General features: G+C 46.7%; 12 protein-coding genes and 1 pseudogene. 4 read left to right on the top strand and 9 right to left on the bottom strand.

The genetic code is table 11. From position 1 onward, the window contains the following. A pseudogene (locus ABNS04_RS11415) lies at window positions 1-173 on the top strand (IS30 family transposase); the annotation flags it as partial. Here ABNS04_RS11415 and ABNS04_RS11410 read toward each other — a convergent pair. Together ABNS04_RS11410 and ABNS04_RS11405 are read right to left on the bottom strand one after the other, a co-directional pair. Next, window positions 170-859 carry a PAS domain-containing protein gene (locus ABNS04_RS11410; protein ID WP_286681877.1) on the bottom strand — a complete coding sequence of 230 codons (690 nt, stop codon included), beginning with the start codon at window positions 857-859 and terminating at the stop codon, window positions 170-172. The pseudogene ABNS04_RS11415 and the gene ABNS04_RS11410 sit on opposite strands and share 4 nt — an antisense overlap. A 106-nt stretch (window positions 860-965) precedes the next feature. Continuing rightward, on the bottom strand, window positions 966-1958 hold the full coding sequence (locus tag ABNS04_RS11405) for a catalase family peroxidase (RefSeq protein ID WP_272978006.1): 993 nt from the start codon (window positions 1956-1958) through the stop codon (window positions 966-968). 165 nt (window positions 1959-2123) lie between these two features. On the opposite strand from ABNS04_RS11405, the gene ABNS04_RS11400 reads away from it, so the two are divergent. The 3 genes from ABNS04_RS11400 to ABNS04_RS11390 are packed head-to-tail and all read left to right on the top strand — an operon-like array spanning window position 2124 to window position 5232. Further along, complete coding sequence (locus ABNS04_RS11400) at window positions 2124-2552, top strand: MarR family transcriptional regulator (protein ID WP_006955599.1); 429 nt, start codon at window positions 2124-2126, stop codon at window positions 2550-2552. A 15-nt stretch (window positions 2553-2567) separates the two neighbouring features. Next, complete coding sequence (locus ABNS04_RS11395) at window positions 2568-3671, top strand: HlyD family secretion protein (protein ID WP_272978004.1); 1104 nt, start codon at window positions 2568-2570, stop codon at window positions 3669-3671. A gap of 13 nt (window positions 3672-3684) precedes the next feature. Then, window positions 3685-5232, top strand: a complete 1548-nt coding sequence (locus tag ABNS04_RS11390) for a DHA2 family efflux MFS transporter permease subunit (RefSeq protein ID WP_272978003.1) — start codon at window positions 3685-3687, stop codon at window positions 5230-5232. Here the strand turns inward: ABNS04_RS11390 and ABNS04_RS11385 are convergent. The 7 genes from ABNS04_RS11385 to ABNS04_RS11355 form a co-directional block, all read right to left on the bottom strand. Continuing rightward, entirely contained in the window at window positions 5177-6742 is a 1566-nt protein-coding gene (locus tag ABNS04_RS11385; RefSeq protein ID WP_272978002.1) for a phosphoethanolamine--lipid A transferase, read from the bottom strand. The genes ABNS04_RS11390 and ABNS04_RS11385 overlap by 56 nt on opposite strands. After that, on the bottom strand, window positions 6729-7310 hold the full coding sequence (locus ABNS04_RS11380; RefSeq protein WP_286681879.1) for a phosphatase PAP2 family protein: 582 nt from the start codon (window positions 7308-7310) through the stop codon (window positions 6729-6731). The genes ABNS04_RS11385 and ABNS04_RS11380 overlap by 14 nt, the downstream gene beginning before the upstream one ends. 194 nt (window positions 7311-7504) lie before the next feature. After that, window positions 7505-9235, bottom strand: a complete 1731-nt coding sequence (locus tag ABNS04_RS11375; protein WP_272978000.1) for a glycosyltransferase family 39 protein — start codon at window positions 9233-9235, stop codon at window positions 7505-7507. Further along, on the bottom strand, window positions 9232-9888 hold the full coding sequence (locus ABNS04_RS11370; RefSeq protein WP_272977999.1) for a VTT domain-containing protein: 657 nt from the start codon (window positions 9886-9888) through the stop codon (window positions 9232-9234). The genes ABNS04_RS11375 and ABNS04_RS11370 overlap by 4 nt, the downstream gene beginning before the upstream one ends. Window positions 9889-9892: 4 nt before the next feature. After that, on the bottom strand, window positions 9893-10627 hold the full coding sequence (locus ABNS04_RS11365) for a glycosyltransferase family 2 protein (RefSeq protein ID WP_272977998.1): 735 nt from the start codon (window positions 10625-10627) through the stop codon (window positions 9893-9895). Further along, a complete protein-coding gene (locus tag ABNS04_RS11360; protein WP_286681880.1) occupies window positions 10624-11616 on the bottom strand; it encodes a GDP-mannose 4,6-dehydratase in 993 nt (330 codons plus the stop codon). Before ABNS04_RS11360 ends, ABNS04_RS11365 begins: the two co-directional genes overlap by 4 nt. A 92-nt stretch (window positions 11617-11708) precedes the next feature. Then, on the bottom strand, window positions 11709-12657 hold a 949-nt coding region (locus ABNS04_RS11355), incomplete at its 5' end, for an LLM class flavin-dependent oxidoreductase (RefSeq protein ID WP_348671505.1).

Below are 12657 nucleotides of genomic sequence, written 5' to 3'. Positions count from 1 at the left end.
TGCGTCAATACGTGCCAAAAGGTACTGATTTGAGCACTGTAACCAACGAGCTGATGGCTAAATACCAGCAGCGCTTGAATTTACGTCCCAGGAAAACACTGGGCTTTATTCAGCCAGACATAATTTTTAAAGAGCAATTGCAACACGCTAAGAGCGAGTGTTGCAGTTATTAGTTGAATCTAGGAATTGGATTGTAGGTTGCATGGATCCAAATTCGTGAACCATCTTTTGTTACCCGTTGGTAATCCGCTGTTTGATATTTGCCGTCTCTTAAACGCTGCCAAAAACTTTCGTACTCTGAACTTCGGCTATGTTCGGGAGGAACAAATATACGATGATGCTCACCAATAATTTCATCGGCGTTATAACCCATGAGGGTGAGGAAATTACTATTGGCTGATAAAATAGTACCATCGAGTGAGAATTCTATGACCGCTTGAGCACGGTTTATGGCCTTAATCTGAGCTTGGTATTCAGCCCGTTGGGCTACTTTCTCAGTTATATCGGACGCAAACTTTATTATTTTTTTAACTCTTCCATGTTTAAAAATCGGCGTATAAGAGGCATGTATCCAAATCTCTTCTCCTGCTTGAGTGATGCGGCAAAACTCACCCATTTGGACTTCGCCTTCGCGAAGTTTTTGCCAGAACAATTTATAGCGTTGGCTTGCTGCTTCACTATCCTCCACAAATAAGCGGTGGTGGCGTCCTTTTATTTCGCTTAGCGAATAGCCCATTAGCGAGAGAAAATTATCGTTAGCGGTTTCGATTTTACCGTCTAAATCAAATTGTATAACTGCTTGAGATTGGTGAATGGCTGCAATGACATCATTTGCGTCATCGTTGAACAATTTAAACATAACTCCTCCATGAGGCGGACATACCTATGAGGTATTATCGAACAAATTGTTAAAAAGTTAAGAGATTAAACACTCAATATTTCGAATGTTTAATCTCTAAAAAAGTTTACTGTCCTTGCAAACGTTTGCCATAAGAAATCGCATAGGCGGGCGAGCGTATTTGAAGCACCGGATCTTGACTGGTAGAGATACCGTCAGTGACCTGATTCGGGTCAAAATTGATCGGTGTACATGATTCTCCACCGGACTCGGTTATTTTCAGTGTACCGACATTGATGGTTTCTCTATCTTTTGGCCAAACTTGTGACGGGTCATTAATTGGATCACCCTGTTCAGCAAGTTGCCAGTGCCATTCGTATTCGACCGGTCCGTCCTTGAGGCGCTCACTGAGTCGCTTGGCAAGGAAAGACTTGGGTAAATTTTTCTGCTCTTGCTCTGTAAGTAGCGTTTCGCCTGCCTTAGGCACTAATGTCCATCGAAATGCCTGCAATTCGCCGTTAGTCAACGTGGTATAGAATGTGTGAATACCAAAATAGTTAGCCGATGTGTATTCTGCTGCCGGTTGATGCGACTGTAACCATTCTCCCTGACGTGCGGCTTCTGGATTGGCTTCGAGATAGGCTTGACGATCTTCTTTAGTCGCCTCGCCCTGGGCAATAGCGTAGTTAATACGTAAAAGACCGAGGAATTGTTCTGGATTTTTTCCAGCAAACATAGGCGTGGTTAATCCAGCAATTTTGTGTTGCCTGTTGTTGTTTAAATCAAACACCACTGCCATGCCGCGCGGTGCGTTTGCCGCCTCATCTGCATTTGGATTACCTCCGCCCATGGAAAAGCGCAACGTAATCGGCGCTTGATCGCTGAATAAGGGGGTATCAAAGCGCGCTTGTGCGGTTGCGGAGGGTTCAAATGAGCCAAGTGCGCAAACACCTTTGGCGTGACCTTTACGTACGCCAGGATGTTCGCCACTCAGTTGTTTGAATACTTCTATAAAATCATTTGCAGTAGCCGATTGAGGCGCTTGAATAGAAGCTTGTTGTGCTGCAGCACTGAACGATAAAGCTGAAATTAGGGCAATGTAAGTGGTTGTGGTTTGCATAGTTTACTCCCAATAAATACCGAGTTTTATTACGCGTATGGACGCAATACGGATTGCGCCATGTTTAGAAGAGTTGCCAATGAGTTAAGATTTATTAAACTCATTTAGTTTAGAAAAATAGTAAGCTAACTTATAATAACCTTAGTTACTAATTGGGGAGGCGTTATGGAACACCCTGACAGAGAGTTGATGTTCTTGCTTGCGGACGTGGCACGCATGGCTAAATGGGACTTCGATGCGCGCGCTAAATCACTCGGTTTAACGCGCGCTCAGTGGTCAATTCTGGCACGTCTTGTCCGCTGCCAAGGTATTCAACAGTCGCGGTTAGCTGAGCTACTTGAGCTCAAAGCGATCACGATTGCACGCCATATCGATCGACTGGAGCAGGGCGGTTGGGTTGAGCGTAAACCAGATCCGGATGATAGACGGGTTTGGCGGCTGTTTTTAACCGAGCAAGCAGAACCGGTGTTGAATCAGTTGCGGGAGCTCGGAGCGCAAACGCGCGCTAAAACCCTCGCTGGGATCTCTGAGGCGACCCGCCATGAAATTCTCAATGCACTGAAATCCATGAAACACAATTTAACCGAAAGCTGAAGGACGCTCTTTACTATGAACACGCGGTATAACAATCCGATTCGAATGTCGGGCGCTGTTAAGTTACGGATGATTTTATTGGTGCTAGTACCTTTAATTGTCGTATTGGTAACGGGTGGGATCTACCTCACCGGTGGTCGGTTTGTAGAAACTGAAAATGCCTACGTGCAAAATGATAAGGTGTCTATTGTACCTGAGATATCGGGTAACGTTGCGCAACTCTTTGTGTCGGAAAACGAACCCGTAAAACAGGGTGACCTATTGTTTGATATCGTCGATGCGCCTTATGCGATTAAGGTGGCACAGGCGAAATCTCAGTTGGCACAAGTCGTTACTGAAATCGAAACGTTGAAGGCGCAATACGCAGAACAGCAAGAGCAACTGGTTCTCGCGCAGTCAAATGCAGCATTTGCCGAGCGTGAATTTGCGCGTCAGAAACGATTAGTAAAGTCGGACTCGGTGTCAGAATCAACCTTGGATAAGTATCGACACCAGTGGCGCGTTGCGAAGGAAAATGTGAAGTCGGTTGAGCAAGGACTGAAACGTATCGCGGCAAGTTTAGCAGGGCAACCGAATATCGATGTTAAGCAACACCCGCGTTATCTGCAAGCCAAAGCTGCGCTGGATGAAGCTGAACGAAACCTCGAACAGACGCATGTTGTTGCACCGATGTCAGGTTTTGCGAGTAAAACCCCCTCTGCAGGTCAGTACATCGATCCACGTAACCCAGCGATGGTGGTGGTCGCGACTGAGGCGCCATGGATCGAGGCTAACCTGAAGGAAACTCAGCTAACGCACGTCAAAGTGGGACAAAAAGTGGTCATTCATGTCGATGCTTATCCTGACATCGTATGGCACGGTAAGGTGAAAAGTATTGCTGTGGCTTCCGGTTCTGAGTTTGCTCTTTTGCCCGCTCAAAACTCGACAGGGAACTGGGTCAAAGTGGTTCAGCGAGTTCCGGTTCGCATTGCTGTCGTGGATACAGGCGGTAAGCCACCACTGAGAGCTGGTATGAGTACGGAAATCTCTATTGATACAGGCTGGCACGAGCGGGGACCTCAGTTTTTGCAGCCGCTAGCCCACTGGATGCAAGCATTAAGTAGCGATAAGCCAGCTTAAGGGTCACGTTGTTATGAATGCAAAGCAGCTCGCTAAGAACCGTGGTTTAATCACTATTTCTATCATGCTTGCAACCATTATGCAGGCGGTCGATACCACGATAGCTAACGTGGCGTTGCCTCATATGCAAGGCAGCATGTCGGCCACGTCAGAGCAAATTGCCTGGGTGTTAACGTCGTATATTGTGGCAGCAGCAGTGATGACACCGATGACCGGCTTTCTTGCTGCGAAAATCGGCCGGAAGCGATTGTTCCTGTTGTCGGTATTTGGCTTCACAGCCGCCTCGGTCTTATGTGGTGTTGCTGTTTCACTAGAACAACTGGTGTTTTTCCGGTTACTACAAGGCGTGTTTGGCGCGGGATTGGTGCCGTTGTCGCAGGCTGTTTTGCTCGATACGTATCCGAAAGAAAAGCACGGTTCTGCCATGGCTATTTGGGGCGTTGGCGTTATGGTGGGGCCCATTCTGGGTCCTACACTCGGTGGATATCTGACCGAGTATTATAACTGGCGATGGGTATTTTTTATCAATATCCCAGTGGGGTTATTGGCGTTTGCGGGAATTGTCGCCTTTGTTAAAGAAACAGAAACAGAAAAACGCCGCTTTGATCTGTTCGGATTTGCGTTACTCTCGTTATCGATAGGTGCCTTACAGTTGATGCTTGATCGTGGTCAGGGCGAGGACTGGTTTGCTTCCAGTGAAATTATTGTAGAGTGCATTGTTGCGGTTCTGTTTTTATATTTGTTTATCGCACATATGCTGACTAGCCGTAATCCGTTTATAGAACCCGCACTATTTAAAGATCGTAATCTTGTCACAGGACTTATCTTTATTTTCATTGTAGGGATTATTCTACTCGCGACGCTGGCGTTACTACCGCCGTTTCTACAAAACCTGATGGGCTTTCCCGTGATTACCACGGGCGAGATATTAGCGCCGCGAGGTATTGGAAGCATGTGTGCCATGCTGATGGTTGGCAGGCTGATTAATCGTGTCGACGTGCGCTGGCTAGTAGGACTCGGGCTATCATTGACTGCCTATTCGCTATTCGAAATGGCCGCATTTAATCTGTTTATTAGCCCTATGGATGTTGTCAGAACGGGCATTATTCAAGGGTTGGGCCTAGGCTTTGTATTTGTACCGCTCAGCACGGTGACGTTTTCGACACTGGCGCCTCAGTTGCGAACCGAAGCCACGGCAATGTTTAGTTTAATGCGTAATATCGGCAGTAGTATTGGTATTTCGGTCATGGTTACACTGGCTGCGCGTGCGACACAAACGAACCATGCGGTACTGGGCGAGTCTTTGACGATGTTTAGAGCGCCAGTAAAAGAAGAGTTTATACGAATCGCGATAGAAAACGGGCCCGGCATGGCGGTGGCTCAAATGAATCAGCAATTAACTCAGCAAGCCGCCGCCATCGGTTATCTGAATGATTTTAAAGCCATGGCGTGGATGGCTTTATGTTCGCTACCGTTGTTACTATTGTTCCGCACCGAGTCATCGACTAAGGCGCCAGTTGCTCCGCCAAGTCAAGCTGAGGTTGATAAAGCGAAGTCTTAACATTGAAAAAGCCGAGCAGTGAATGTGCTAAATAGTCATGATTAACAGGGTACGTTGCGGCCGCATCAGGACGGTCTGCCCAAGCGTTGGCAGGCCATAGAATCCAAGGTACGTGGCGTTGTTCATCGGGAGCCATCCAGTTAGGAAGCCCATGCAGATAGACACCGTTATCTCCGAGTGACTCGCCATGATCGGAAATGTACATGAGGCTTGTATCCAATTGCGGAGCCTCTTTAAGTGTATTAATCGCGCCAGTGACGAGTTTATCGGTCACAATCAAGCTATTGTCATAAGCATTCTTAATGGTGTCGACTGAGCACTGATTGAGCTCGATGGTGGTGCACTCGGGGAGAAATTTTTTAAGAGCTTGAGGCGATCGTTTGTAATAAGCAGGACCGTGGCTTCCCATTGAATGTAAGACAATAATGCTGTCTTGCTTTGCGTTGGCTAACTTGGTTTTCAGAACTTCTAGCATCCGTGTATCGAAGCATTCCTGATCGCTATCACAGTAATCTTCGGCAGTAATTTCTTCCACTCGGTCGCAGACGTTTTTACAGCCCGAGTTATTTTCAATCCACGATACATTGATACCCGCGTGATCAAGGACATCTAATACATTACTGGTCGAGCGTGCACGGTTATCGTAGTTTTCAGCCTGATAAAAACTAAACATACATGGGACTGAAATGGCTGTCGCGGTGCCACAAGATGTTGCATTTGTGAAGCTAATAAGTTCACCTTGCTGGGCGAGTTGCTCGATACCCGAAGTGGTTGGGCGCGGGTATCCATTGGAACTGAAGTGATCAGCTCGCGCCGTTTCTCCGACGATGACAACCATGACTTTAGGCGTTTTGTCATTATCTGGTTGCTGGGTGGCATCTTGACCCAGCGCGATGAAGGTTTCTGGCGTCGATAATTTGGCTTTAGCAACCGAAACACTGGCAGATATGACATTGAAGGGGATGACTCGGTATTTAACGTCACGGTGATTGCGAAATAGTGATGAATACTCACTGTATTGGGTCATCAGTACGCCCATAGCAACGGCAATAAGGATGCACCCGGCCCCTAAACTCAGCAATGTCGTACGTACCCAAGGTTGCGGTTTCACCGGCATCCAAATCAAAACTATTGCTGGTACAACGCCCCAGAGAAAGACAGACAAAATGAGTTTAACTGAAATCAGGTCGCTGGCTTCAGAAGTATCTGTTTCGAGTGCATTGATCAGCATATCAGGATCAATCACTACACCGTACTGATTCATCCAATAGGTGACCACCGCGGCGGTGGTAAATAGCACGAATATAGCGCCTTTCAGACAATGAAATGCGCGTGCAATTAAAAACAGTACAGCGTATACACAGGCGATAACAAAAAGAAAGCCCATTTGTGCGATAAGCGAAGTTTGATAATCGTTTAGCGAGGATAAAAGGGGACCGCAGTAGGCTAAGGTCAACCACAGCGTAGCGATCAGTATCAGAAGTCGACTGGATAACTTAACGGTTTTCATTAGGCTTATCTCCAATAAATATCAATGCACTGATAACCCAGCAGATAAAAGCCGTGGTGATATCGTCTGAAATGAAATGTGCGCCGCGCAACTGCTGCGCAAAACCAAGTAATAAACCAATGAGTAGTGAACCGACTAGGGCTTTGCGGGCGATAACAGGGAAGTCTTTGCGTAGGTAAAAAAATAACGAAAACCAAGCGTATCCGATACTTGCGTGTCCTGCTGGAAAGCAGCGTCCGGGCTCGGGTTGGCTGGCGGCTAACCAAAGAGGTTGGTAGTCAAAGCGACCGCCAAACATGTTGAGATCCCAAGGACAATGCATCCCTGTGACGCCTTTCATCAGGTTCACGACAATAAAAGACAGCAATAGCGCACCGATAAATTGTGATAAGCGGACAAGCGAGGTTACACGTAGAGGTTTGAACCATTGCGATAGGTAAAAAATTAAGATACCGGCGACAATTACGATGTTAAGTGCACGAAACCCATCATGGAGCACAGACTCGGTAATTAGGTTATGTTTTAACGCCCAGGCATGACCGGAAATTGAGAAAAACCATTGGGACACATCAAATTTTATCCCGAGCCCGTCAAAAAAAATAAATAAAGCCAAGTACAAAGGTACTGAAACCAACAATAACGAACGGCTAGAACGGTCGGTTAAATTGATAAAAAAATTCCGCATAGTTGCCTTAAAAAATTAGTCACTATGCGGAATTTATAAAAACTATATTAATTAAATCTTAAATTTAAACAGATTGTTTATTCATTAATATCACTGGCTGGGCTTCGGTAGCGAATCACTTTGGCAGGTGCCGGGCATGATTTGGCTGCATCCTTGGCGCTAAAAAGCAGCCAATGCTCGCGATGTGCGATACCTAATGACTTTCCATCTGCTGGGTCAAAACACTCAAAATGCATATTATCCGGTGCCATGATATAACGATTGGGGGCTTCGTTTATCCATAGCCATGCGTTACGAAACTGTTCAGCATTGCCTGTAAAATAGCTAAAGTGAGTTAACGGAATAGGCGAAAAAAGCAAGTGTTGCTCTTTGAGATCGAGAATAGCCAATTCGCCGCCATCTACTTTGGCAGCCGCGGTAAGCATGACGTTTTGGGGAGTGCGTAAGGGCTCCGCGAGAGGATACACGAGCCAACTCACAGTAACGCATATAATAGCCACGGCTGAGCCATATTTGACCCATAAACTCTTACGCCATAGCACTACACAGGCGAGACAAATGGCACCCACGATAATCGCAAAAATAATGGCGAGGCTATCTAGCAGTTGAAAACTCTGCGTGTAGTTGTCGAGTTTGTCGACAAGCTTGTCATGGTGTATCGCAGCAAAGTAAGTCAGTGCTGTGAAAACGGTGATGATTAATGTGAGCAAGGCGCGTAAAAACCATCGACTGGCACGATTAAGCGAAAGATCGGGCCAGGCGGCGGCTAACGCGACACAGAACATGGGTAATGCAGGCAGTATATAAACGCCCCGTTTGGCAGGACTTAAGCTAAAGAAGAAGATGACTAAAATAACCCAACCAAATAACACCGCAATACGGGGGTCCTGCTTAATCTGCTGTAAGACGGTTTTTAACTGCGTCAGTAATAATACACTCAGCGGTAACCAGAATGCAGGTACCACGCTACTGATAAAGTAATGCCAAGGCTTAAAGTGATGCCATGGATCCACATAGCGTTCGCCGGTTTGTTTAAACAGGATATTATCGCGGTATGCGAGATATTCTGGACTACCGTTTTGACTGACAATCAAGTACATGGGTACGAGCCAACATGCCACTACAGCGAGCATAACGATAGGGCCTAGCAATGCGCGCCAACGCCAACTGCCTGTTAAGCGTTGCTGGGTAAAGTGATAAATTGCAATCGGTAGCAGCATCAGCAGGGGCAAAAAGCCAACGCCTTTAGTTATAATACCTAATCCCATGAAGCCCCAGCCGAGGAAATACCAACGCCAATGGGGACCGCAGAAGAAGTGACGCAATAGACCATAGCAACCCAGTGTAATCCAACAGGCGACCATAGCATCGATTTGGGCAAATTTTGCCTGAATTAAAAATTGTGGCGTAATGAGTAGAAGCAGCGTTGCGTGTCTCGCAATACGCATGCCCCATATCCGTCTACTGATATCAAATACGGCCACTAAACTGACTAAGCTGCACAGCGCGTTAGGCACTAACGCGGCTATTTTTATATTGCCAATCAAATAATAGCATAGCGCGATAGCCCACATGAAAATGGGCGGCTTATCGGGATAAAACTCCTCACCACGGGCAGGAAAGAACCATTGCCCAGTGACGACCATCTCACGCGCTACATCAGCAAAACGGGGCTCGTCGGGTGGCCAAGGCGAGCGAAGCCCAAGTCCCGAAAAGATGAGTAAAGCCGCTACAACCAATAGCCAGAATAGGAACTCACCGGTGCGTTCGGATGAGAGTCGTTGCTCAAATGCGTCCAACCACTTCATGAGGGCACTCCTTCTGACAGGCTTTTTTGTGAGCGGTAGAGGTGGATACCAATAGCTGATGCGATGACAAACAATAAACCACTGATAAGTAATTTCTCAGATTGGGCGAGGCCAATACCACTGCCGACTAAAACAAATACCAGAGTTTGTGGGATATAACCGAGTATGCTTCCGACGAAAAAGCGTTTAAAGTCGACATTGGCTGCGCCCGCAAATAAGTTCGTCAAAAGATTACTGCCAACGGGCATCAGTCGAATCATCATGGTTTTTCTTGTTGTTGCTACATTAATCCACTTTACCAGTCGCTCGCTCTGGGTTTTGAAACGTTTTCTTATTAACGGCTGTAAAAACATGTGTGCAGTAAAGTAGGTGACCGCGAGTGAAAGACCGCTCACCAATAATGCGGCGACGAAGCCCCAACCGGTTCCGAGTATAAACCCCAATACGAGCGCGATGAGCTGGCGCGGACCGCCAATTGCCATAAACAAAGTGGCGGCGGTCAATACAATGGCATAGCCTTTGACGCCAGCGTGTTTGATCGTCTGCATGGCTCGTTCTGACGTCGAAATAGCATCTAACCAGCCTTGTTGAATGGCCAACGCAAGCGCAAAGAAAACACCGACAATCGCTAATAGTTTGATCGCGCGTTGCATCGGATTAGGACTCCTGACTGCGCTTTATAGCTTTAATTTGCGGCTTTCTGGAGCGGTAAATCAGCCAAAGAACACCCAAAATATCAAGTAGGCCAGCCCAAGCACGATTCCAAGCATTATATTTTGAGATGCCTTGCAACCGAGCGCGATGGTTCACAGGAACACTTTTTATTTCTCCTCCCATGCGTTTGACCAACGCGGGTACGAAACGATGCATATGGTGGAAGTAGGGGAGTTGTAAATAGGTATGACGAGGGAGGATTTTCAACCCACAGCCAGTATCCGGTGTATCGTCTTTCAATACGGCCTGTCTAAAGCGGTTGGCAACACGCGATTGAAATCGCTTCCAAGTCGTATCTTTTCGTTGTTGACGGTGCCCAATTACGCAAAAGTGGTGCGATTGCAACTCGTTTGCTACCTGCTTTAATGAAGGAATATCCGCGGGATCATTTTGGCCATCGGCGTCAAGCACCACGATAAACTCACCGCAGGCGTGTTGTGCCGCTGTATAAAGCGCAGTGCTTTGACCACAGCTCGACTGATGTTGAATAACCGATACTTGTCCTTGCATGGTTTTAGCGGTCGCTAATGCCTGCTCTGCTGTTGCATCTGTACTACCATCATCTACTAGCACCACTTCGTATGAGCTGCCTTTTAAGGCGTCGTCAATCTCTTTTAGTAAAACACTAATATTATCGGCTTCATCTTTTGCCGGGAGTATCACTGAAAACTCAATCATGCTAATTGTCCATGTGCATTGTATTTTTTGTACCACTCTGCGAATTTTTGAATGCCAGACTCGATATCGATCTGTGGTGAATAACCCGTTATTTTACTTAACTCTGTCACGTCCGCCCAAGTTGTGCTTACATCACCATCTTGCATTGGAAGATAACGTTTTTTAACCGGTTTTTCGAACGCGCTCTCGAGTATTTCAATAAACTTAAGCAAGTTAACAGGTTCGCCGCGACCTATATTTAAGACGCGATGGCGCGCACCCTCTGACTGCGTTTGAATAGGTTTATCTAATAAGCGGTATATGCCCTCTACAATATCATCGATAAACGTAAAATCACGCGATAGGTCACCATGGTTATAGACATCAATTTGACCACCTTGCATAATTTGTTTGGCAAACTTCATCGGTGCCATATCGGGACGACCATAAGGACCGTAGACGGTAAAGAAACGCAATCCAGTCGCAGGGATATTATATAAATGGCTATAGCTTTCAGCCATCAGTTCGTTAGCACGCTTCGTCGCTGCATACAAAGATACCGGTTTGTCGGCGGTCGCGTTCGTCGAAAAAGGGACACGCTCAGTATTACCGTACACCGAGCTTGATGAGGCATAAATAAAGTGGTCTACAGGGTGACTGCGAACCCACTCGAGTATGTTGAGAAATCCGATCAAGTTGCTTCGCCCATACGCTTGCGGATTATCGATTGAATAACGCACACCTGCTTGAGCGGCAAGATGAATGACATCATCAATCGTATAATCGGCTAGGCAGTCTGACAATGCGATAGGGTTATCAATATCGATCGAATGAAAGGAAAATGAGTCAAATTTCTTAAGTTGATTTAATCGATCATACTTAAGCTGAACTGAGTAATAGTCGTTGAGGTTGTCAATTCCAACGACGTGAAACCCTTCTGAAAGTAGGCGCTTGGCCGTGTGAAACCCAATAAAACCAGCGGCTCCAGTGATTAAAATCTTACGAGACATAAAGTCGGCTTAATTAAATTAAAATTAAACCGACTTTATAACAAAGAAACCTTAAAAATACCTTAAGAATAGCTTGGGTCACCTGATTAATATTAGTTTAGTAGTATTTCTGCGCCGATTTTAAACGAGTTTAGGCGATCTGATATATCGTAGGCGTTGCAGGTCAAAATCAGCTCGTCGACCTCAGTTTGTTCAATAAACTGTGTGAGGTGACGCGCGACGGTGTCTTTTGTGCCCACCGCGGTAAAGTTCAGCGCGTGATTAACAGCCGCTAGTTCATAGGGGTCCGCTATGGCTTTAATATCCTCAACAGGGGGCTGCATGCGCCCGGGCATCCCGCGACGTAAATTAATGAACTGTTGCTGCATCGATGTCATCATGCGGCGAGCGTGATGGTCCGTGTCGGCTGCGAATAGATTCAGTGCCGCAGCAGCGTATGGTTTATCAAGATAACGCGAAGGCTTGAATTGCTTGCGATATAGTGTAAGCGCGTGACTCAGGTGATCGGGCGCAAAGTGAGATGCAAACGCGTAGGGCAGCCCGAGTCGGGCAGCTAGTTGTGCGCCAAAGGTGCTCGAACCTAAGATCCAAACGGGGATGTTTTGCTGAAAACCAGGAATGGCTTTGATGGTGTCAGTATCTTCTGCTTCGGCGAGATAGCCCAACAGCTCTTGCACATCGTTAGGAAATTGTTCAGCGTCGTTCGGTGAACGCCTTAAAGCACGCAGGGTTTGTCCATCTGTACCAGGTGCTCGGCCCAGTCCCAAGTCAACCCTGTTGGGATACAGAGCATCGAGCGTGCCGAATTGTTCTGCAACAATATACGGTGGATGGTTAGGCAGCATAATACCGGCTGATCCCACACGAATGTGTTGGGTTCGACTTGCAATATGACCTAGAACAATAGCGGTTGCCGCGCTGGCGATACCCGTCATATTATGATGCTCGGCCATCCAGTAACGATGATATCCCCAACGTTCGGCTGCTTGAGCAATACTTACAGCGTTTTTTAGCGACTCAGCAACTGTGCCGCTTTCAGGC

The sequence above is a fragment of the uncultured Idiomarina sp. genome, from assembly GCF_964010655.1.
Lineage (GTDB): Bacteria > Pseudomonadota > Gammaproteobacteria > Enterobacterales > Alteromonadaceae > Idiomarina > Idiomarina baltica.
The sequence above is the reverse complement of the archived record's forward strand: the minus strand, read 5'-3'. Positions and strand labels throughout refer to the sequence as shown.